We start from the raw sequence: 21152 nt of genomic DNA, 5'->3' as shown, positions 1-21152 counted from the left end.
AAATCAATAACTTGGCGAAGCGTCAATTCTGCGCTTCAGCGCGGAGCAAGCTCCCTTAGATGCCTTGCCACCGCCAGCCACGCACCGATATACCCCAACAGCACGGCTCCCAGCAAGAGCGAGAAGCCGTCGCCCGACGGCACACCGGCCAGTGCGAAATCACTGCCATACAATCCGGACAGGCGCACCACGGCATCGTTCAACCAGTTCAACCCAAAGGCCAATACCAGCCAGGACAGCACACCGGCGCCTAGGCCGTACAGCGCACCCATATAAAGGAAGGGCCGGCGCACGTAGCTGTCAGTGCCGCCGACCAGCTTGATCACTTCAATCTCGGTGCGACGGTTCTCGATGTGCAGGCGGATGGTGTTACCGATGACCAACAACAGCGCCATGATCAGCAAAACGGTCAGGCCAAAGACGAAGCGATCACCCAGCTTGAGGATCGCGCTGAGGCGCTCGACCCAGACCAGATCCAGCTGCGCCTGCTGCACGTTAGGCAGTTCGGCGAGGCGCAAGCGCAAGGCCTCCAACGTTGCCTTGTCGACTTCCTTTGGCGTGACCAGCACAGCGCCAGGCAGCGGATTATCCGGCAGCTCCTTGAGTGCTTCGCCCAGCCCGGATTGCTGCTGGAACTCCTCGAGCGCTTTCTCGCGGCTGATCCATTCGGCTTCGGCAACGTCGTCCATGCCGGCGATTTCTTCGCGCAGGGCCTGGCCCTGGCTGTCACTGGCGTCAATGGTCAGGAACACCGAAATCTGCGCGGCGCGCTCCCAAGTGCCGCCAAGACGCTCGACATTGCCGAGCAGCAGCGACAGGCCCATGGGCAGGCTCAATGCCACGGCCATTACCAGGCAGGTAAAGAAGCTGCCGATCGGCTGCTTACCGAGGCGGCGCAAACTATCGACCAGGCTGGCACGGTGGCTTTCCAGCCAGGCGTGGGTCAGGGTGCGGAAATCCGGCTCATTGTTCGGGCCCTGGGGCTCGGCATTCTTCGGCGCCGCGCCGACGCGCTGGGCCGGCTGCGGTGGTGGAACGCGTGAGGCGCTCATTCTGCAGCCTCCCCATCGCCGATCAGGCGACCGCGTTGCAGGGTGAGCATGCGGTGGCGCATGCGGGCGATCAGCGCCAGGTCGTGACTGGCGATCAGCACGCTGGTGCCGAGGCGGTTGATGTCTTCGAATACGCCCATGATTTCCGCCGCCAGACGCGGATCGAGGTTACCGGTGGGTTCGTCGGCCAGCAGCAGGGCCGGACGGTGAACGATAGCGCGGGCGATGCCGACGCGCTGTTGCTGCCCGGTCGACAGGTCGCCGGGATACAGCTCGGCCTTGTCGCTCAGTGACACACGCTCCAGCGCCGCGCCGACGCGGCGACCGATATCGGTCTTCGACAGACCCTGGATCTGCATCGGCAGCGCCACGTTGTCGAACACGCTGCGGTCGAACAAAAGTTGGTGGTTCTGAAACACCACGCCGATCTGCCGACGCAGGAAGGGAATCTGTGCGTTGGTGATCTGCGACAGATCCTGACCGGCGAGCAGTAACTTGCCCGACGTCGGGCGCTCCATGGCCAACAGCAGGCGCAGCAGCGTGCTCTTGCCGGCGCCGGAGTGCCCGGTCACGAACAGAAACTCGCCGCGACGCACGCGAAAACTCAACTCATGCAACCCGACATGACCGTTGGGGTAACGCTTGCCGACCTGCTCGAATCGGATCATCACTGCTCCCGTTGCTGGAAAAGCGCCTGAACGAAGGGTTCGGCCTCGAAGGTGCGCAGATCGTCGATGCCTTCGCCAACGCCGATGTAGCGAATCGGCAGGCCGAACTGCTTGGCCAGGGCGAAAATCACACCACCCTTGGCCGTACCATCCAGCTTGGTCAGGGCCAGCCCGGTCAAGTTCACCGTCTGGTTGAATTGTTTGGCCTGGTTGATCGCGTTCTGCCCGGTGCCGGCGTCCAGCACCAGCAGCACCTCGTGGGGCGCAGTGTCGTCGAGTTTGCCGATCACCCGGCGCACTTTCTTCAGCTCTTCCATCAGGTTGTCTTTGGTGTGCAGACGCCCAGCGGTATCGGCGATCAGCACATCAATGCCGCGGGCCTTGGCCGCCTGCACGGCATCGAAGATCACTGAAGCGGAGTCGGCGCCGGTGTGCTGGGCGATCACCGGAATCTTGTTGCGCTCGCCCCACACCTGCAGCTGCTCCACGGCAGCGGCGCGGAAGGTGTCGCCAGCGGCGAGCATGACCTTCTTGCCTTCGCCCTGCAGCTTCTTGGCCAGCTTGCCGATGGTGGTGGTCTTGCCGGCGCCGTTCACGCCGACCACCAGAATCACGAACGGCTGCTTGCCGTTGTCGATGTGCAGCGGCTGCTCGACCGGGCGCAGCAGCGCAGCGAGTTCTTCCTGCAAGGATTTGTACAGCGCCTCGCTGTCGGTCAGCTGCTTGCGCGCGACCTTTTGGGTCAGGCTGCCGATGATCGCCGTGGTGGCTTCCACACCCACATCCGCGGTGAGCAGGCGGGTCTCGATCTCGTCGAGCAGGTCATCGTCGATGGCCTTCTTGCCGAGGAACAGGCTGGCCATGCCCTCGCCCAGGCTGGCGCTAGTCTTCGACAGGCCCTGACGCAGACGGGCGAACCAGCCGCCCTTGTTGTCCGACGGTTTGTTCTGCTCGACCACCGTCGCGGGCACTTCGATCGGCGCGGCGACCACGGCAGCCGGGGTCGCCGGCACGGCGTGGTGCACGTCACTGCCGGTGGCGAGGTCGACAGGATGTTCGAGAGTCGCCGCCGGCTGCTCGGCGACGGGCTCGGCCAACGCTTCGGGGCCATGACGGGTCGGCTCTGGGTCGATAACGGCCGGTTCGGGCTCTACCTCAGGCTCAGGCTCGAGACGGACCGGCTGCTCGACGGGCGCAGGCAGATCAGCCACGACGGGCTCCACTGGCTCAGGCTGAGGCGCGCTCTGCGGCACTTGCGCCTCTGGCGCGGCGGGCGCGGGCTCTGCAGGCTTCTTGCGCAGCCAGCCGAACAGGCCGCGCTTCTCGGTGGTTTTCTCTGTGCCCTGCTCGGCGCTGGCGTCGGGGGCCGGGGTCTTGTTGTCGTCTTTTGAACCAAACATGAAGGACGGCTATCTCAGAGGGGCGAACGCCAAGGCCCTCGCACGATGGGGCTGAGGGCGGTGCAGAGTGGCAGGTGCACAGGGGATTCGCACACCATCGCTGCACAGACGTGGTCGCCAGTAAAACGGATGCGTATCCTAGCACCTCCGCACATGCCACGGCTAAGCCAAGCAGCCCAACTGGCGCTGCGCGGTACCTGCTGCACGACCGCGGCCCAGCCGTCGTCGCCATCGCCACGTTCACGTGGTTCTACGAGGAGAGAGGTTTGTCCATTTCAGTTGCCCGCCATCTCGCCGGCCTGCTGTTAGCCTGCGCCCTGCCCTTGGCAGCCCAGGCTGCGGCGCCCCAACCGACCCACGAATTCACGCTCGACAACGGCCTAAAGGTCATCGTCCGCGAAGACCACCGTGCGCCGGTGGTGGTGTCCCAGCTCTGGTACAAGGTCGGCTCGAGCTACGAGACCGCTGGTCAGACGGGCCTGTCCCATGCGCTCGAGCACATGATGTTCAAGGGCAGCCGCAAGCTTGGCCCGGGCGAAGCCTCTCGCGTGCTGCGCGACCTCGGCGCCGAAGAGAACGCCTTCACCAGCGATGACTACACCGCTTACTACCAGGTGCTCGCCAGCGATCGCCTGGGCGTCGCCTTCGAACTCGAAGCGGACCGCCTGGCCAGCCTTCGCCTGCCAGCCGACGAGTTCGCCCGCGAGATCGAGGTGATCAAGGAAGAACGCCGCCTGCGTACCGACGATAAACCCTCGGGCCTGGCCTTCGAACGTTTCAAGGCCATGGCCTACCCGGCCAGCGGCTACAGCATCCCGACCATTGGCTGGATGGCCGACCTCGACCGCATGAGCGTGGACGAGCTGCGCCACTGGTACCAGACCTGGTACGTGCCCAATAACGCCACCCTGGTGGTGGTCGGCGACGTTACCCCAGACGCGGTCAAGGCCCTGGCGCAGCGCTATTTCGGGGCGATTCCAAAACGCAACGTCCCGGCTGCCAAAATCCCGCTGGAGCTGCCGGCGCCCGGCGAGCGGCAGATCACCCTGTACCTCAAGACCCAGCTGCCGAGCCTGATGATGGGCTTCAACGTGCCTGGCCTGGCCACCGCCAAGTCGCCACGCGACGTGCATGCCCTGCGGCTGATCGCCGCCCTGCTCGACGGCGGCTATAGCGCGCGCCTGGCCACCCGCCTGGAGCGCGGCGAGGAACTGGTTTCCGGGGCAGGCGCCTGGTACAACGGCTACACCCGCGGCGACAGCCTGTTCATGGTCTCGGCCACGCCCAACGTGCAGACCGGCAAAACCCTGGAGCAGACTGAAGCAGGTATCTGGCGCGAGCTGCAGGACCTGCAAAAGAACGCGCCATCGACCGAAGAGCTGGCCCGCGTGCGCGCCCAGGTGATCGCCGAGCTGGTCTACGACCGTGACTCGATCACCAGTCAGGCCACCGCCATTGGCCAGCTGGAAACCGTTGGCCTGTCCTGGCAACTGATCGATCAGGAACTGGCCGAACTGGAAGCCGTGACCCCGGCCGATATTCAGAACGCCGCCAAGACCTACTTCACCCGCGATCGCCTCAGCGTCGCCCATGTATTGCCCGAGGAGAAGCGCGATGAGTAAGCGTAACGGCCCGCGCTACGCCCTGTTGGGGCTGTTCCTGATTGCCCTGCTGGTGGCCCTGACCTTCACTGTGCAGCGCAACCCCGATGCCGCCCCGGCCGCCGCCGATGCGCCGAAAACTGACGACGCCCAGTTGCAGTCGCTGGCCGAGCTGGACGGCAAAGCGCCCGCGCGCCGCAAGCTGGATATCCAGAGCTGGCAGACCGCCGAAGGTGCCAAGGTGCTGTTCGTGGAAGCCCGCGAGCTGCCGATGTTCGACGTGCGCCTGACCTACGCTGCGGGCAGCAGCCAGGATGGCGACATACAGGGCCTGGCGATGCTGACCAACGCCATGCTCAACGAAGGCGTGCCCGGCAAGGATGTCGGCGCTATCGCCGCCGGCTTCGAAAGCCTCGGCGCCCAGTTCGAGAACGGCGCCTACCGCGACATGGCGGTGACCAGCCTGCGCAGCCTCAGCGCTGCCGAGCAGCGCGAGCCGGCCCTGAAGCTGTTCGAGCAGGTGATTGGCCAGCCAACCTTCCCCGCCGACTCCCTGGTGCGCATCAAGAATCAGGTCCTCGCGGGTTTCGAGTTTCAGAAGCAGAACCCCGGCAAGCTGGCCAGCCTGGAGCTGTTCGAGCGACTGTACGGTACGCATCCTTATGGCCACCCCAGCGAAGGCAACGCGCAATCGATTCCGGGCATCAGCCGTGAACAACTGCAGGCTTTCCACGCCAAGGCCTATGCCGCCGGCAACGCAGTGATCGCGGTGGTCGGCGACCTATCCCGCGAAGAAGCCGAGGCCATGGCTGCCGAAGTTTCCGCGGCGCTGCCAAAGGGCCCGGCACTGCCGAAGACCATCGAACCGGACGCACCCAAGGCTGGCCTGACCCACATCGACTTTCCGTCCAATCAGACTCACCTGCTGATCGCTCAGCTCGGCATCGACCGTCGCGACCCCGATTACGCGGCGCTTTACCTGGGTAACCAGGTATTCGGTGGTGGCGGCTTCGGCACCCGCCTGATGACCGAGGTGCGCGAGAAACGCGGCCTGACCTACGGCGTCTACTCGGGCTTCACAGCCATGCAGGCGCGCGGCCCATTCCTGATCAACCTGCAGACCCGCGCCGAACTCAGCGACGGCACCTTGCAGCTGGTCAAAGACCTGCTCGGAGAATTCATCGCCAACGGCCCGACCCAGGAAGAACTGGACGCGGCCAAACGCGAAATGGCCGGTAGCTTCCCGCTGTCCACCGCCAGCAACTCGGCGATCGTCGGCCAGCTGGGCGCTATCGGCTTCTATGACCTGCCGCTGACTTACCTGGAAGACTTCATGGCTCAGGTGCAAGCGCAGAGCGTCGAGCAGGTTAAAACCGCCATGGCCAAGCACCTCGACCCCGAGGCGCTGGTGATCGTCACCGCCGGGCCGAAAGTCGCGCAGAAAGAGCTGCCACCGCCAACCGACAAACCCGCCGAACAACCGACCGGCGTCCCGGAGCACTAATGGCCAAGCGACCCGTTTCTGCCAAGATCCCAGCCGCCCACAGTGGCGACGGGCAATTGCGCATCATCGCCGGGCAATGGCGCAGCCGCCAGTTCGGCTTCCCCATGGCCCACGGCCTACGCCCCACGCCTAACCGCGTGCGGGAAACCCTTTTCAACTGGCTGGCGCCTTACGTCGAAGCTGCGAAGGTGTTCGACCCGTTCTCTGGCAGCGGTGCGCTGTTTCTCGAAGCCCTGTCGCGCGGCGCCGGCAGCGCCCTGGCGCTGGACCTCAACCCAGCCGCCGTGACAAGCCTGCGCGGCCACCTGACGACCCTGCGCTGCGACAACGGCCAGGTGCTGCAGAGCGACGCGCTCACCTACCTGCAAAGCCAACCCGTCACGCCGTTTGACCTGGTGTTTCTCGATCCGCCGTTCAGCCAAAACCTGCTGCTGCCGGCCTGCGAGCTGCTCGAGCAGCGCGGCTGGCTGGCCGATGACGCCTGGGTTTACACCGAGAGTGAACAGCCGCCGTCGAGCCTGGGCATGCCCGGCAACTGGCGCCTGCACCGCGAGCAGAAAGCCGGCCAGGTGCATTACGCGCTGTGGCAACGCAGCCATGCATGACTCCACTCAGGCGCTGCGCCAGTTCCTCGTCGACCAGGGCCTGAGCCTGAGCCTGAGCCTGCGCACGCAGGATGCCGGGGAGTGGCCAGGCGATATCCCTTTGCCTGCCGATGTCGCGCGGTTCTACCGTGAGATCGGCCCGGACAACTGCAACCTGGAGACCGCGGGCAACCCCTTCTTCATTCCTTCGCTGAGCCGCCTGTGGCGGCTGCAGGCCGGCTACCGCTGGCATGGCATCAGCGGCGAGCGGCTGGCGGACTGGCACGACGACTGGCTGGTGGTGGCCGACCAGGGCGGTGATCCGTTCATCTTCGAAATCAGCAGCGGCAGGGTGCTGCATGACCGCCACGGCGGCGGCACCTGGCAGCCGGCACCGCTGTTTAGCGACCTCGAACAGATGATCGCCTGTCTTGCCTGCTTCGACGCCACCTGGCGCAGCGCTGGCGAAGACATCTTTCTCGACGACTTCAGCGTCAACCCGGTGCACCGAGACCGTTTGATCGATGCCCTGCTGCCGATACTGGGTGAGCGCGGCACGGCGCAGTCGCTGGCCGAAGAGTTCGGTTGGTAATGAGCACAACCGGGGCCTGCCGATGACCAGCACGCCGCACTTCACAGCCGCCTGGTGGCTGCCAGGCCCGCACCTGCAAACGCTCTGGGGCTCGCTGTGTCGCCGCCCGTTCAGCCTCGATCGCCAACGCGAGCGCCTGTGGCTGGAGGACGGCGACTTTCTCGACCTCGACTGGTACGGCCCTCATGAAGCGCACGCACCGGTCGTGCTGGTGCTGCATGGCCTGACCGGCTCGTCGAACTCCCACTACGTACTCGGCCTGCAACGCCAGCTCGGCCTCCAGGGCTGGGCCAGCGTGGCGCTCAATTGGCGGGGGTGCTCGGGCGAGCCCAACCTGCTGCCGCGCGGCTACCACTCCGGCGCCAGCGAAGACCTCGCCGAAACCGTCCGCCACCTGCGCGCCAAACGGCCGATGGCGCCGTTGTATGCGGTGGGTTACTCGCTGGGCGGCAATGTGCTGCTCAAGTACCTCGGCGAGAGCGGTGCCGACAGCGGACTGCAGGGCGCTGCGGCGGCGTCGGTGCCGTTTCGGCTCGATCAGTGTGCGGACCGCATTGGCGTCGGTTTCTCGCGGGTCTACCAGGCCCACTTCATGCGCGCCATGGTCGCTTACGTGAAGGACAAGCAGCGCCTGTTCGCTCACCAGGGCCAGGCCGATCGCCTGTCGATCCTGGAGAAGCTCGGTCCGCTGGATGGCATGCGTACCTTCTGGGATTTCGACGGCCGTATCACCGCGCCGCTGCACGGCTTCGAGAATGCCGAGGACTACTACCGGCGCTCATCGAGCCGCTATTACCTGGGGCGCATCGAAACGCCGACGCTACTGATCCAGTCCAGCGACGACCCGTTCGTATACCCGCACAGCCTGCCGGAAGCCGACGAACTGGCGCCCTGCATCACCTTCGAATTGCACGCCCGGGGCGGCCATGTCGGCTTCGTCGACGGCACGCCGCGCCAGCCTGGTTATTACCTGGAGCGGCGCATTCCAAGCTGGCTGCGTGCGCCAAAGACGCTCTAACACTACGCGAACGGACTGCAATGCAAAGCCCGGCACCGAGCACTGGCTCAGCGGCCCAGCATGAAGGTTTCATACTCCAGGTCGTCCAAAGACCGGGTAAGTCGTTTCAGCCCCACAAGGACGCAAATCAACAACGACAAGGTGAAGCCATACCCGTAGAAGCTTGGCCCCATGTACTGACTAAGCAATGTCAGCCCCGCGTTGAGCGCCACAAATTGCAAGCACAGCGCCAATACGATTGCGCGCTTGTCGAGGTAGAAAAACACGTTGAGCAGGGCCATGAACACCACTTGAATGCTGACACCAATCAGGTCGACGTAGAACAGCGGCAAGTAGTAGGACGAAATCCCCAGCCAGGCCAGCAACTGCGGCGCCAACAGAAACAACAGCACCACTGTCAGGCCCTGCACCTTGCAGATTTCCAAGAGCCCCTGACGAATCGCCAGGATCATCTGCATTTTCAGTTGCCCAATGTGTTGCAACGTCTCCCCGCCACGAATGGCCGCGTAGAGCCGCTCGTACCAGTCGGCAAAATCCGTTTCGATGCGGACCAGAAAAACCGCCATGCCCGGGATGATTGCCAGATAGGCGAGGAAGATCGGCAGGTCATAAAGGATCGACGCACGCAATGGGCCGATAACCTGGCTGGACGTGACGGGGTTGAACCAGAAAATGAACTTGTCGATCCAGATTCCCAGGTTGTAGCAGAAGCCAGTCGCCAGCAAGCTGATGAACACGTCTCGGCGCTTGAGAAAGTCGAACGCGACCAGCTGCTTGGCAGGGTACTCGCGCAGAATATCGAACAGGAATATGAACAACAGGCTGGCATGACCAATCAGCAGCGCCAGCAGCAGGCCATCCATTTTCATAAACCGTAGCGCCAGCGCGCTGCCAACCATCACGCTGTAGCCAGTGAGCATCACCAGCAGAATGCGGTTGTAGGCCTTCATCCCGGAGAGAAAGATGATTACCAGCCACAGATTGCACAGCACTACGAAATTGGCCAGCACCAAGACGCGGTAGGCAAACGGCTCATCAAACAACAGAGCCATTACCAGCGCCCCGAGAATGCCCGAGGAGAGGGTAACGATCGTCAGGATGCCTACCAGGTTCGGCAAAATACGATCGCTCTTCTTTTCAAACAAACGATCGGAAATGAATCGCGTGAAGAACAGTTGAGCGCCGCCGGTAAAGATCAACGAGCAGGCCATCAGGTAGGTCACGGTGACCAGAAACTGCCTCACGATGATATCCGGCACCACCACACCCAGGCTCATCACCCCAATCAGCATCACGCTGATGATCGACAACACCCAGGGCCCCGAGCTGATAAGCCCTGCGTACACATAGGCACGCAGCGTCGCCGTGTAGGAATCATGCGCCAGTATCTTGCGTAATTCGAAGCCAATACCGGCCATATCAAATGCTCCTCATGGCTTCGCGGTACAAGTTGCGGTAGCGCTCCAGCATCAATGTTTCGGTATAGAACCGGCTGACCCGCTCAAGCCCAACGGCTTGGGCAGACTGCCAGCGTTGCGGACTGCTCAGCAGGCCGATGATCGCCCGTGCAGTCGCCTGCGGATCGGCGATCGCGACCACCTCGCCGGCATTGCCGAGCAAGCGATCTTCACCCGGTGCGCCCTCAATCAGTTCGCGGCAAGAACCGACGTCACTGCTGACGACTGGCGTTCCTGCCGCCCAAGCCTCGAGTATGACCAGCGGCTGTGCCTCGCTGATCGAGGTGAGTACAGTCACCCCGAGCTGTGGCAGTACCTCATCGATTTTTCGGAAGCCGAGAAACTTGACCCGTCCCTCGAGCCCCAAGCTCACAACCAGGTGATGGCACTCGGCTGCGTAATCCGGGTCCTCATCCTCGGGACCCACGATCCACCCCTCGGCATCCGGCACGGCCGTCACAACGCTGCGCATGGCCCGGATAAAGGTTTTCACGTCCTTGATCGGCACCACGCGGCCAATCAGACCTACGACCTTGGGAATCCCCTCGGGCCGCTGATTCAGTGCGTCAGACCAGGCCTGCAGGGGAATACCGTTGGGAATCACTCGGGTACGACTGGCGTCGGCGCCATCGGCGATCTGGCGATCTGGCGATCACGGTTACCGCTATACAGCGAGATGATCGGATCGGCAGAGCGATAGGCGAGCAGCCCGATACGCTCGAAAAAACGGATCCACAAGCGGCGGATATAACTGACCTCGGCGTCCAGGCCGGTACGCAACGCCTCATCCGGGCTTTCCGAAATCCAGCTGGCTTGGGCCAGGTCGATCTTGCGCTCTTTGGTGTAGATACCGTGTTCGCTAATGAGATAGGCGCACTGCCAGTGTTGCTGCAGCATGCTCCCGAGTAGCCCTGCATACCCGGTGGATATCGAGTGCAAAACCCGTGCTCTGGGCATCTTTCGGGCGGCCTCGGCGAGCATCAACAGCGGCGCCTGCATGGTGCGCAGTGTCCAGAAATAGTTGATGAAGGACGGATCGCTGCAATGGCTGCCGTAACCCTCGGTGATGGCTTCCCAGTTCGCCCGACTGTGCAGAACGTCATCCAGGCTGGCCGCACCGCTCACCAGATGCTTGAGCACCCGCTCGCCCTGTTCTGCCATCGGCTCTTCCGGGTGATGGAGAAACGCGTGCAGCTCACGCATCACTTGCCGCGGCCCCTCCCGTTTGGCTGCCACTACGCCATCGCCGGGACGCCAGGCGCTCTCCAGGAAATGCTCTTCAAGATGCACGACATTGGCCGGGATCGCGTAATGCCGGCTGCCGTAGCTTTCGCGCTGGCCACCAATGAAAAACACTGAAAAGGTCAGCTCAGGCAGACCAAGGATCAACTGGTTGACCCAGCTGGATACCCCGCCTCGCACATAAGGCCAGGTGCCTTCGAGCAGAAGACAAATGTCGGCGACAGGTTCGGAGGAATGCGTATTCATAACCAGTATCTCGCCAGCGCCGCGAATGGCGGCCGCTGCAATGTGTCCGCGGAGAGCTGGTTCAGCTGCTCCGCAATGGCCTCGTAACGCCCCTGCAAAAAGGCTATCTCTGCACGGTAAGGGATCAGTTTTTCCTCATCGATCCCCGCAGCCTGCGCGCTATTGAAATGAGCCAAGGCGCGATCAAGGCTGCCGAGTTCCATGGCAATGCGTCCGGCCAATATGAAGGTACCGTCGCCCGCTCCGAGCTCCAGTGCCGTGTCAGCGTGGCTGCGGGCCTGCTCGAGTACGTGATCGAGAACGCTGCCCTGGGCCAGCCCCAGATAGGCAAGTTCCCAGTACCAGCGGGCCAAGGTGGTGTGCAGGGCGGGCTTCTCCGCATCCATTGCCGTGGAAAGCCGGTGCAGGGCGATCTCGATACGCTGATTGATCCGGCTTTCCTTCTGATCGAGCATCGAGTAGGCGAGCAGCCGTACATCGTCCACGGGATCGCGCAGGGCCAATTTGAGTATCGGTACAGCATCTTTGCTGACCATGCGGCGCGTCGCGAAGAGCGCAGTGGCACGCATTTCGGCGCTAGGCGCATGGCGCAGCACGTCCTGCAATCCGCCGTCATGAAACATCAGGCTGTGATTTTTTTCCTGCGGCTGAAACGGCAGGTCCGGTATACCCATCGAGTTCCACACCTGCTCATGCTGTTTTCTCGGCATGTAGAGCGCAGGAAATACGGCTGCCGCAACGCCGATCGCACCCAGCATCGGTATGAAGAAGGCGATGCTGAAAACGAATACGGCACTCCATGGCAGCGGATACTTGTAGCGCTTGGGCAGCAGCAGCCACACGCCAGCAGTGAGCATTACGCTGCTGAGCGTATGAGCTAATACAAACAGAAGCGTCGACTGGCTATCGGGCACTTGATTGAAAAGCGCCGCCCAGCTGCCAATTTCAAAGAGGAACGCGCCGCTAAATAGCCACTTGCTGATCATTTAACGCGCACTCGTTGAATAGAAAATGGCGCAACGCAGCGCTATCGCTGCTCGCTCCGATGTCGTAGCTGCGGGTTCGTACGCCAAGGAGTTCGAGGCTCTGTTCCAGCCCGAAGCGCTCACTCACCAGCCCGTGCAGGCGCTGCAGATAACCTTGGGCTCCGTCCGGGGATGTCAGGGGCAGTAGCACCAGCACGCTGGCGCCTCGTGCGCTGGTCACCTTGAGCTGCAAATCGAGGCCGCGTTGGCTGTCCTCGATAAGCCGCTGCAACTCATTGGCATGGGCGGACGGGCTAATTTCGAAAGCGAACAGCACGGCATCCAGCGTATGGCTACGGGCGTCGATCAGGCAGCGTTTCACATGCTGGCTGAAATGCTGAGCATCGCTGTCATCGAGACGCAGCACGTGGTGCTCACTGGACAGCAGATCGGCGATATGGCCTGCAAGAATGGTCAGCAAGCTTAACGTCCGCTCATTGAACGAGAAGAACGGCATTTGCTCCACGCCCACTACTGCCAGTGCACGCCCTTCGGTATCGATCAGCGGGATGCAGGCCTGGAATTGCGTGTGCTCGCGATGCTCATCACGCTCCAGCAGAGTTTCCCGAACACTAACCAGTTCGCCACGCTCCAGGCACAGGCGCACCAGCAGATCATCGACCTGCATCGGCTTACACGCACCCAGCGCGCTGAGCGGTGCCACTCCCACTTTCGCACCTGGAGAAACCGGGTAAAGGCCTGCGACTCGAAATGACCCGTATTGCGACAGCAGGTTGAGTATCGGCTCAGACAGCGCCGCGAGAGCGTCGTCGCCCTGATGCAACCCGCGCAGTTTACTGCGCAGATCAAGCAGCGAACTGCGCAGACTCTGGTCGTTGCCCGCCACGCGCTTTTCCAGCCGATCGTGGGATATACGCAAAATGTAGTGAGCGCGGGTGAACTCATCGAGACGCAGCTGACGGTAGTCATTGGCCATGTCCAGGCGCTCCAGGCGGCGCACCCAGATGTCACGATACTCGCCGACCAACATGCCAGCGATCAGCATGCCGACGATGAATGACGCCGGAACCTCCTGGTACGCCTCGAGGCCGCTGCTGCGGTAGATGAACAGCGCCAGCACCAGCAATACAGCACTGATCAAACCACGCAGAAAACCGTAGCGCATGCCCAATAGCAGCGGCGCCAGAACCAGCCAGGGGAACGTCTCGTTGACCAGCAGCGGATCCTGCGGCGACAGCCAGTAGCCCAGGCCAAGCGCCAGGCCGCTGAGCCCCAAGGTTTCCAGCCAGGACACAGGCCCCGTGGCACGGGGTGCAAGGGTAAAATCCTTGTGCGCAGAATCCATGGCCATTACTCGAGAGACAAATCGCCAACAAGCGTGCGCAGGACTTTCTGCGCAGTGCCCGCCAGGCTTTCACGAGACCAACCGGCGCGCGCGCCACTTTTGCTCCAGAGAACACGACCGGTAGCCGGCTCGATGATCTGCAGGCTGATACCTACCGCGGGCTCACCGTCCAGCCCGCTTTTGTATTGCCACTCTTCGACGCTACCGCTGACGACGTAATCCAGCTTCTGCTCACGCGCCCACGAGAGCGCCTGATTGAAGCGCTCGCGGTCATCGAGCAATGCCACGTCCACGGACGCGACTACCGGATAGACGCGTGGTCGCAACCCTTCTTCTGACAGCACACTGAGCAGAATCTGCTCGCTGCGTTCTCCGGCTTGCGGCGCCTGCGAATAGTTCACCAGCGGCAATAGCCCCCACTGGGCACCACGCGGCAAGGCCGTGGAATTTTCCTGGGTAAAACTGGAACAGCCTGCGACCAGCAGGCCAATGACTACCAGAGTCACACATCGTATGGCTAACATCGTCCGCTCCTTCTGTTGATTCCCGATCAGCGCCCGAAACGGGTGCTGTATGTCACGCCTAGTGTTCCGCCAGGTTCGCCATCACCACTCTGTGGTGCCGACTGATACCCCACGGTGAACGCCAATTCATCGTTGCCAAGCACCTCGATACCGAGGCCTGTGTTGATCGCGTAGTTGAACGTCTTTTCCTGCCACTGCCAGCCGGCCAGCGTATCGACCAACCAGGTGTACTGGGGCTTCCCTCGGTTGAGGGCTCCCGGCAGACCGCGCCGCCAGCTACTGCCGACATACAGTTCGCCATAGCGATCCTGGAGCAGCGTGGCCGGTGTTCCATCCTGCACACGCAGCGCCCCGCCCAACGGGGTGATCACCTCGTCACCATCGGCATCCGCCTCAAAGCGCGAAGAAAGCAGGCTCTCGTCCAGACGAGCGTTCACGCTATTGCGCTGATAGCTGAGGCCGCTGCGCAGCTGCCAGGTTGGCCCTTCAAACTGCAAGGTATGGTTAAGCTCGACATTGACCTGCTGCCCGCTGCCAAGCGCATCGCCCTGGCGGGTTGCGTATCGGTTATGCGCCGCCGACCAGATGACTTGATCACGTGCCGTCAGGTTGTGCCGGCCCGCGATGGACAGGCCATCGCGCATACCCAACGCACGCATCAGTCCGGTCGTGTCAGCTTCGCGGTGCCAGTCGAGCGCCAGCTGCACCTCATCTCGGGAGGAAAGCTGCACTGTGCGAGACAGGCCGAAGCCCAGCCGGTCCTTGTCGTCACGCCAGCTGCTATCGAGCGTGAGGCCGTAAGCGCCATCAGCAACCTCACGCTGCAGGGTCAGACGTGCATTGCGCTCAGACCCGAGAACCTTGTCGTCGAGCGTCTGCGCGTCATAACGAACCTGGCTCAGGTGCAGATTGGCGTACCAGTCGTTGCCCAGATGTCTGGCAACTTCTATTTCCGAACCCTTAACGTCGAGACCGCCAAAGTCACGGTTCTGCCAGCCAACCTGAATGCCCTGAGGCATCCGCTCGTGCAGTTCGACTGTCTGTCTAAGTAACTGCTGACGCACCACGGCGGGCTGCTCGTCTGACAGGCTCGCCAGCCCCAGGCCCAGCGCCTCACCGCTGCGCCCCAGACGAGTCAGCGTTTCGACATGCTGGGCGTCGTCAAGACCGCCACCGGCCAGAAGCTTTTCCAGCACACCGCGGTTCTGGTTTCGCAAGGCCTCCTGCAACTGCTCATACTCGCTGACCTGGAGCCCCTTCTTGCGCGCCCATGCCAGCCACTGGTCTTTCACAGCCTGCTGGTTGTTGCTATCGAGTTGCCCCATGAACTGCTCGAACCAAACCTGCAGCATCGGCTGCGAGCCATCCTGCCAGCGCACTGCCTGACGGCCTGCTTTAAGCGGTGACTGCGCGCTGCTGATCAGGCGCAGGTACATGCTGTAGCGCTCGACTACTGCGCCTGGTTGCGGTTTGGCATGTTTGAGCAGGTCGTTACGCAGCCGCATTGCCTTGTCTGCATAGCCGGCGTTTTCCAAGGCATCGGCATAGGCGGCCCGCACCAGCCAGTCACGTGGGTTCGAGTCGAGATACAGTCGGAACCAGGCCAATGCCTGCCCGGAACGATTGAGCTGCTGATTGGCGGCGGCAAACGGCAGCCACAACCCGCTGTCCTGCTGAGCGATACGCTGCCAGCGCTGCAAGAGCGCAGGCAGCTCCTCACGGCGGCCAAGCTCTACGTACAGCCAGAGCAAGCCCTGGCGAAATACGCCCTGCGACGGAAATTGCTTCAGGCCTTGTTTATAAAGGCGCTCTGCCTCGGCATTGTCACCGGCCCGGGTGGCTAACAGAGCGCGGGCACTGAGCAGTGGAGCGATGCGCTCGCCGCCTGGCGTGGCCTGCGCCTGCTCGACCAACGCCTGCAATGCGGCCCAGTCCTGCAGTTGCTCGGCCAGGTAAAGTGCACTACTCAAGCGCTGCGGATCATGGCTACGCTGCCAGCTGGCAGTCAGCAGTTTCAGCGCTTTATTCGGCGACCGGGTGGAGTACAGCGTGATCAGGCGTTCCTCGGCGGTGCTGCTTAGCGGCCGGTCGAAAGCCTGAAGATGTTCATAGGCATCAAGAGCCTCGTCGTCGCGCTCCAGCTCCCAGGCAAGGTCACCGCGCAGCAGCCAGTACTCGGGGCCAGCTGCCTGCGGATCATCAACGGCCTCAAGCACCGCGTAAGCCGAAGCCACATCAAACAGCTGCCAGTAGGCCTCTGCCCAGCTCAGGCGCTGAGCATTGGTCAGCCCAAAGCGACTATCCATCTCTGCCCAGATTTCGGCTTCCTTGCGAAACTGCTGAGTGTTCTCAAGAATCTGCTGCAGCCGCTGCCAGGCCAGGCTGTGGTCGGGGTAATGGCGTACGTACTCGCGCAGCCAGCTTTCGCCCTGCTCGGGCGTGCCCCGGGACTGATGGCTGTAGACAATGGTGTTCAGCTCTTCGTCCGACAAGCGCCTTTTGTCCGCCAGCCGTGCCAGCAGCGGAATGGCATGATCGAAATCGAATAGCTGTGCAGCCAGGCGCCAGGCATGGTCGCGGTTCTCGGTATTGTCCTCGTCGATGGCCAGCAGACGAATCCAGTAGTCGAGCGCTTCACGAGGGTGGCCCGTCCACTCTGCCAGTTTGGCCATTTTTTCCAGCAGCGCGGCGTCCTCAGGACTGGCGTTCAACAGCGCTTGCCCGCTCGCCCAGGCGTGCTCGGTATCGCCAAATGCCAGACGCATTTGGAACTCCATCTCCAGTGCATCCTGGTCATCGGGCCGCCACTGGCGCCAGCGAGTCACAAGCTGCTCTGCGAGATCGAACCGCTGGCCACCCAAAGCAGCCTGAACCCCGGCCTTCAACATGCCGGAATCAACTGCACGCAATTCTTGGAGGTGACCGGCCATCAGCTCGGCTGCCTGTCCACTTTGCCCAGCAGCCAGCAGACTGAAAAATGCCCGCTGCAGAAACTCGACCCGTTGTTGAGGATCGGGGGTCAGCTCCATCAACTCCAGATACAGCTCGCTTGCACGCTTTGCCGAGCCACTCGCCATGTACCATTTAGCCGCCTCAGCGAGCCATTCGGAGCGCTTTTCCTGATCGCGGCCAGCCAACTCGACGTATATCGGCGCCGCGATACTCGGGGCAGACAGCGAGAGTGCATATTTTGCGAGGCGTACTAACTGCGCGTCGGATAAATCATGCGCGTTCAGGCCGGCCAGCCGCTCGACCAGTGCAGTGCGCAGCTCGGCGTCTATTCCCTGCGGATTGGCCAGCGCCTCCAGCACGTCGAGTTCGGCCAGGTAGAACGGTAAGCTGCGGGCATTCGAGGCGTCGAGTTCACGTACATGACGAAGCGCACGCGGGTAATCCTGAAGTTCGAGAAGCTGCTCGATGAGCGTCAGGCGTAGTTCCTGATTTTCCGGGTGAGCTTCTAACAGGAGCTCCGCGTAGCTAATGGAAACCGCATCCGGCTTTTTGCCGCTGTCGGGCAGGAACACATCCTCACTCTTGTAGGTAAGCACCAGCAACGCAATCGTCAGCAGCGTTACCAGCAACAATGTCCAGCGGCTTAGCAGCTGCGCAGGCTTAACGGCAGAAGAGTTGCGCATCTAGCACCCGCTCCATAGGCAGTTTGAATCGCCACAAATCACTTTCACGAGTACCGGCGTACTGTTTGCCAGCGATCTCCACTGCACAGGTGCCTTGCGCGCGCACGGCAAACGTCAACGGCATGTTGCCCTGGAAGGAGAAGCGCACCCTGTGATCGTCCAGGTAGTGCCAGTCGAGAAGGGGCAGATTGGCCTCCTCCAATGCCGGCCGCGGGTCACGGCTGTCACGAAGTGCCAGCACCGCCCTATCGCCCGCGAGATGCACATAACGCCCTTGCGGCAAATCACGTACGCCGGCTATGCCGCTCGAACGGGTCAGGTCGGGCCAGCCCAGTCGAGGATCGAGGCGCACCGTACGCAACCCGTCGAGCGCGCGGATCTGCCAGCTGCCATCCTCCTGACGCGCCAGGCTGCCCTGGTGGATGCCGTGCATGCGAGTAACGTAGTCACTCATCCACAGCGAGATTGGTTGCTCTGCCTGCATGGCACGGTAGATCTCGTGCATGACCCTGATCGAGGCCTGCTTGGTACCCGAATAAAAGTGGTAATACAGGTTGAGCCCGCGTAGGCGACGCGGCTTGTCGGTCAGCGCGAACGTCTCCATGACTCCGCGGAAACCGTAATACGGCCCCCGCCACAAGTTGGTGTAAACGTTCTCGTTGATGATGGGTGCGTAATAGTGCAACCCACCACTAGTGGGGCGTAGCAGGGGTGACAGGCCGGTCATGGAAGGGTGCGCGTTGGTCAACGCGGTGGTGCCGCCGTTTACATTGGACAGCCCGGCGTCATAGGCCAACTTGACGGTCGCTTCGTCGGGCATGGCATCACCCGACCAGAACACCATCTTCACCGGCTTGGCAGGTGTGGTCAGACGCTGGTTGATGTAGGCGGTCGAGCCGACGATTTCGCGAGTGAAGTCCAGCTTCTTGTAACCTGGAATCGCCATCATGAAGCCGTATTCCGGATTAAAGCCTTCTCGCTTGGCTGCCTTTTCCGGCTGCCAAAAGAACGGATGGCTGAACGTGTGGGTGGCCACCTCTACTTTCTTTTCAGCGAAAATCTTGCGTGCAACGGGCTCCAGCTCATCGGCCAGATACGGGTACATGCCCCGCGGGCCAATTTCCCCCTCGATAACCGACACGGATGTCAGGAAGGGGTAAGGCTTGATGAATTCGTTGAGCACCAGCTCCCCGGAATAGGGCGAGCCGGGGGTCTCGGCGCGGGAGACAAAGCCATCGCCATCAAGATGCACGGTGGCAATGCGTCGGCCATTTTCCGTAGTAGCGTCCAGGCTTGGCATCGGTGGCAACCGCAGTGCCTGCTGCAGGAAAGCGAACGGATCGACGATCCATCGACGCTGATCCGGCCCCTCCTCAATGACATAAGGCGACAACACCAGCCCACCCCACTCGCCCAATACTGCTGGCGTGAACAGCCTCTTCTGATCATCTTGCAGCGCCAATAGCGCCTTGGGGCCACCTGGCAGGGTCGTCAATGGCGGTACATCACGGGTACGCAAGACCAGTGGCGCTTCGAAACTGCCCAGCAGCGCCTTGTCGTACTCGGCGATCTCCGCCTTGCCGCTCAGTGGCGTGGAGGTACGGCGCAAACCGAAGCGTCGCAGCACACTGTCATTCTCGATCGGCAGACCACCGAAGAATGCGATAGGTACGTGCTCGTCGGCACGCGCCACCAGCCATTGATTGAACGCTCTGGCCTCGACGGGCGAACCGCTGGTCATCCAAGTGACCACACCTGCATACAGGCCGCTGAGCGGTCTTTCTGGCAACTGATCTGGCGTCCAGTAATCGACTCGGTAGCCCAGGTATTCGAGCAACCCGGCCAGGTACATATGACCGGCGTTCAGGTACATATCGCCCTCGCGAGGATCGTAGATCATCGCGATACGCCGTGGCTGGACCTCGATACTGCTGATCCCCAACTGATCGAGGTTCGGTACCGTGACGTAGGGAATGAAGCCTTCACTGCGCAAACGCGCCGCCAACTGGCGGGCGTCATCGCGGCGTTCAGGAGGCAGGTAATCGATCGCCACCAGAGGAATATTCTGGTCGCGAAGCGGTTTCAGGTGGCCTTCCAGCCACTCGCGATCCGTATCGGAAACGGATCGATAAGCCTTGTTTTCTGGATCCCAGCCGGCATGAATCGACTCGACGGCGACAGCAGCTGCAACCCCTGGCAATTCGGGAAGCACCTCAAAGCCGCGGTTAAAAAACAGCTTCAGCTCAGGCTCGCGGCGTTTTAGCTCGGCGAGGAAGTCGCGCAATGCCAGCCGCTCCGCCTCACGCTGATTAGCGGGAAGCAGCTGGAAGCTGTCGAGTGTGTCGAGGAAAAGACCTGCATACCCGGCAGCACGAAACTCGTGAGCGCGCTGCAACAGGTGGTCGCGCCAGGCCTTAGAGGACAGCGGCATCACCTGGCTATCCCAAGCCTCGTTGCGTACCGGGCTCGCCCCACTCTGAAGTGATGCACCCGCCAACGCAGCAGCATCGCCTGAAAACTCACCGACTGAGAGATAGGCAAACGGCAGGCTGCCTTGCCCACGCAGAAGGGCTATATCCGCGGCCTGGACATGGCCGGGCTCAAGGACGACCCAGTCGAATTGGGATAGCTCGCTTACCGGCGGCGCGTCCGCGTACCAAAACGCCACGCTGCGCAGCTTCTGATCTGCCTCCGAGGCACTCGCACTGCCGGCATTCGCCAGGAACGCAGGTAATAGGCAAAGCAAGCCGAAAAGACTTCGCTGGAATGCACTCCCGGACCGGAAAGCCACAGCCAAACGAACAACTTCAAGCTTGAGTTGATGAATAAATGCCACAACGGAGGACATAGGATCTCACAACGCTCAGGACGAGCGCGCATGTAACCGGAGCGGCATTATTCACAGAGTTTTAAAGAGTGCAAGCAAAAGGCCATTATTATTTTTTTATAGCTTTTGCGGAATTTTGACGCCAAGAAAACAGCTGAAAAAGTTGGCCTCTACCTCCACGCCAAGCCCGTAAAACCGGGCCATACAAATAAAACTAAAGGTTCAATTTTTTCACCTCGTTACCGATAAACACTGGCTGAGAAAGCGATGCCGAAACGCAAAGCGAAAATACCAAAAAATGGAGGAATATTTTAAATATAACGACATTGGTAAATAAGCCGGTGCAGTTTTTAGCGCCAAAGGCTGTAGCCAGGGCTTTATGCAATGAGGCGTTGTTTGTGATGTTTCAGACACTCGATGCATAGTTTTTTAGTTTGCAGTTACCAGCCTTTCCTGGAAATCGGCAGAGGC

Annotated in this window: 14 protein-coding genes and 1 pseudogene; 5 read left to right on the top strand and 10 right to left on the bottom strand. The window is 61.7% G+C overall.

Features of this window, described 5'->3' with window-relative positions; translation table 11 throughout:
• Positions 1-35: 35 nt before the first annotated feature.
• From ftsX to ftsY, 3 genes are read right to left on the bottom strand one after another with little or no spacing between them, the layout of a single operon-like run.
• On the bottom strand, positions 36-1052 hold the full coding sequence (gene ftsX, locus BLS60_RS12545) for a permease-like cell division protein FtsX (protein WP_092368529.1): 1017 nt from the start codon (positions 1050-1052) through the stop codon (positions 36-38).
• Complete coding sequence (ftsE, locus tag BLS60_RS12540) at positions 1049-1720, bottom strand: cell division ATP-binding protein FtsE (protein WP_070881017.1); 672 nt, start codon at positions 1718-1720, stop codon at positions 1049-1051. The genes ftsX and ftsE overlap by 4 nt, the downstream gene beginning before the upstream one ends.
• Complete coding sequence (ftsY, locus tag BLS60_RS12535) at positions 1720-3120, bottom strand: signal recognition particle-docking protein FtsY (protein ID WP_092368526.1); 1401 nt, start codon at positions 3118-3120, stop codon at positions 1720-1722. The genes ftsE and ftsY overlap by 1 nt, the downstream gene beginning before the upstream one ends.
• A 266-nt stretch (positions 3121-3386) precedes the next feature.
• Between ftsY and BLS60_RS12530 the strand changes: the two genes are divergently transcribed.
• Genes BLS60_RS12530 through BLS60_RS12510 form a run of 5 tightly spaced genes read left to right on the top strand, consistent with a single transcriptional unit; the run spans position 3387 to position 8419 of the window.
• Positions 3387-4742 carry a M16 family metallopeptidase gene (locus BLS60_RS12530; protein WP_092368523.1) on the top strand — a complete coding sequence of 452 codons (1356 nt, stop codon included), beginning with the start codon at positions 3387-3389 and terminating at the stop codon, positions 4740-4742.
• The gene (locus BLS60_RS12525; RefSeq protein WP_092368520.1) at positions 4735-6225 is read left to right on the top strand and encodes a M16 family metallopeptidase; all 1491 of its coding nucleotides are present in this window, start codon (positions 4735-4737) and stop codon (positions 6223-6225) included. Before BLS60_RS12530 ends, BLS60_RS12525 begins: the two co-directional genes overlap by 8 nt.
• Positions 6225-6830: a 16S rRNA (guanine(966)-N(2))-methyltransferase RsmD gene (gene rsmD, locus BLS60_RS12520; protein WP_092368517.1), complete on the top strand. Its 606-nt coding sequence runs from the start codon at positions 6225-6227 to the stop codon at positions 6828-6830. Before BLS60_RS12525 ends, rsmD begins: the two co-directional genes overlap by 1 nt.
• Positions 6823-7401 (top strand): hypothetical protein, encoded by a 579-nt coding sequence (locus BLS60_RS12515; RefSeq protein WP_092368514.1) that lies wholly within the window; start codon positions 6823-6825, stop codon positions 7399-7401. The genes rsmD and BLS60_RS12515 overlap by 8 nt, the downstream gene beginning before the upstream one ends.
• Positions 7402-7423: 22 nt before the next feature.
• The gene (locus BLS60_RS12510; protein WP_092368511.1) at positions 7424-8419 is read left to right on the top strand and encodes a hydrolase; all 996 of its coding nucleotides are present in this window, start codon (positions 7424-7426) and stop codon (positions 8417-8419) included.
• A gap of 47 nt (positions 8420-8466) precedes the next feature.
• Here BLS60_RS12510 and pelG read toward each other — a convergent pair whose 3' ends face one another.
• From pelG to BLS60_RS12475, 7 genes and pseudogenes are all read right to left on the bottom strand, one after another.
• Positions 8467-9837, bottom strand: coding sequence for an exopolysaccharide Pel transporter PelG (gene pelG / locus BLS60_RS12505; RefSeq protein WP_092368508.1), 1371 nt, complete (start codon positions 9835-9837; stop codon positions 8467-8469).
• Between the two features lies 1 nt (position 9838).
• Positions 9839-11364 (bottom strand): annotated as a pseudogene (gene pelF / locus BLS60_RS12500) (GT4 family glycosyltransferase PelF).
• Positions 11361-12350 (bottom strand): tetratricopeptide repeat protein, encoded by a 990-nt coding sequence (locus tag BLS60_RS12495; RefSeq protein WP_092368505.1) that lies wholly within the window; start codon positions 12348-12350, stop codon positions 11361-11363. The pseudogene pelF and the gene BLS60_RS12495 overlap by 4 nt, the downstream one beginning before the upstream one ends.
• Complete coding sequence (locus BLS60_RS12490; RefSeq protein ID WP_092368502.1) at positions 12328-13695, bottom strand: PelD GGDEF domain-containing protein; 1368 nt, start codon at positions 13693-13695, stop codon at positions 12328-12330. The genes BLS60_RS12495 and BLS60_RS12490 overlap by 23 nt, the downstream gene beginning before the upstream one ends.
• Positions 13696-13700: 5 nt before the next feature.
• Positions 13701-14219 (bottom strand): penicillin-binding protein activator LpoB, encoded by a 519-nt coding sequence (locus BLS60_RS12485; protein ID WP_070881028.1) that lies wholly within the window; start codon positions 14217-14219, stop codon positions 13701-13703.
• Between the two features lie 26 nt (positions 14220-14245).
• The gene (locus tag BLS60_RS12480) at positions 14246-17854 is read right to left on the bottom strand and encodes a tetratricopeptide repeat protein (RefSeq protein WP_092368499.1); all 3609 of its coding nucleotides are present in this window, start codon (positions 17852-17854) and stop codon (positions 14246-14248) included.
• Positions 17832-20651, bottom strand: coding sequence for a bifunctional glycoside hydrolase/polysaccharide deacetylase family protein (locus BLS60_RS12475; RefSeq protein WP_420848457.1), 2820 nt, complete (start codon positions 20649-20651; stop codon positions 17832-17834). Before BLS60_RS12475 ends, BLS60_RS12480 begins: the two co-directional genes overlap by 23 nt.
• Positions 20652-21152 lie beyond the last annotated feature (501 nt).

It is taken from the genome of Phytopseudomonas seleniipraecipitans (genome assembly GCF_900102335.1).
GTDB classification, from domain to species: domain Bacteria; phylum Pseudomonadota; class Gammaproteobacteria; order Pseudomonadales; family Pseudomonadaceae; genus Aquipseudomonas; species Aquipseudomonas seleniipraecipitans.
Note: the sequence above shows the minus strand (reverse complement) of the source record. Positions and strands in the feature narration are given on the sequence as shown.

What these genes read in the sequence shown, in the direction of transcription:
- ftsX (WP_092368529.1), bottom strand. Translation starts at nt 1,052, where the DNA reads ATGAGCGCCTCACGCGTTCCACCACCGCAGCCGGCCCAGCGCGTCGGC.
- ftsE (WP_070881017.1), bottom strand. Translation starts at nt 1,720, where the DNA reads ATGATCCGATTCGAGCAGGTCGGCAAGCGTTACCCCAACGGTCATGTC.
- ftsY (WP_092368526.1), bottom strand. Translation starts at nt 3,120, where the DNA reads ATGTTTGGTTCAAAAGACGACAACAAGACCCCGGCCCCCGACGCCAGC.
- BLS60_RS12525 (WP_092368520.1), top strand. Translation starts at nt 4,735, where the DNA reads ATGAGTAAGCGTAACGGCCCGCGCTACGCCCTGTTGGGGCTGTTCCTG.
- rsmD (WP_092368517.1), top strand. Translation starts at nt 6,225, where the DNA reads ATGGCCAAGCGACCCGTTTCTGCCAAGATCCCAGCCGCCCACAGTGGC.
- BLS60_RS12515 (WP_092368514.1), top strand. Translation starts at nt 6,823, where the DNA reads ATGCATGACTCCACTCAGGCGCTGCGCCAGTTCCTCGTCGACCAGGGC.
- BLS60_RS12510 (WP_092368511.1), top strand. Translation starts at nt 7,424, where the DNA reads ATGACCAGCACGCCGCACTTCACAGCCGCCTGGTGGCTGCCAGGCCCG.
- pelG (WP_092368508.1), bottom strand. Translation starts at nt 9,837, where the DNA reads ATGGCCGGTATTGGCTTCGAATTACGCAAGATACTGGCGCATGATTCC.
- BLS60_RS12495 (WP_092368505.1), bottom strand. Translation starts at nt 12,350, where the DNA reads ATGATCAGCAAGTGGCTATTTAGCGGCGCGTTCCTCTTTGAAATTGGC.
- BLS60_RS12490 (WP_092368502.1), bottom strand. Translation starts at nt 13,695, where the DNA reads ATGGATTCTGCGCACAAGGATTTTACCCTTGCACCCCGTGCCACGGGG.
- BLS60_RS12485 (WP_070881028.1), bottom strand. Translation starts at nt 14,219, where the DNA reads ATGTTAGCCATACGATGTGTGACTCTGGTAGTCATTGGCCTGCTGGTC.
- BLS60_RS12480 (WP_092368499.1), bottom strand. Translation starts at nt 17,854, where the DNA reads ATGCGCAACTCTTCTGCCGTTAAGCCTGCGCAGCTGCTAAGCCGCTGG.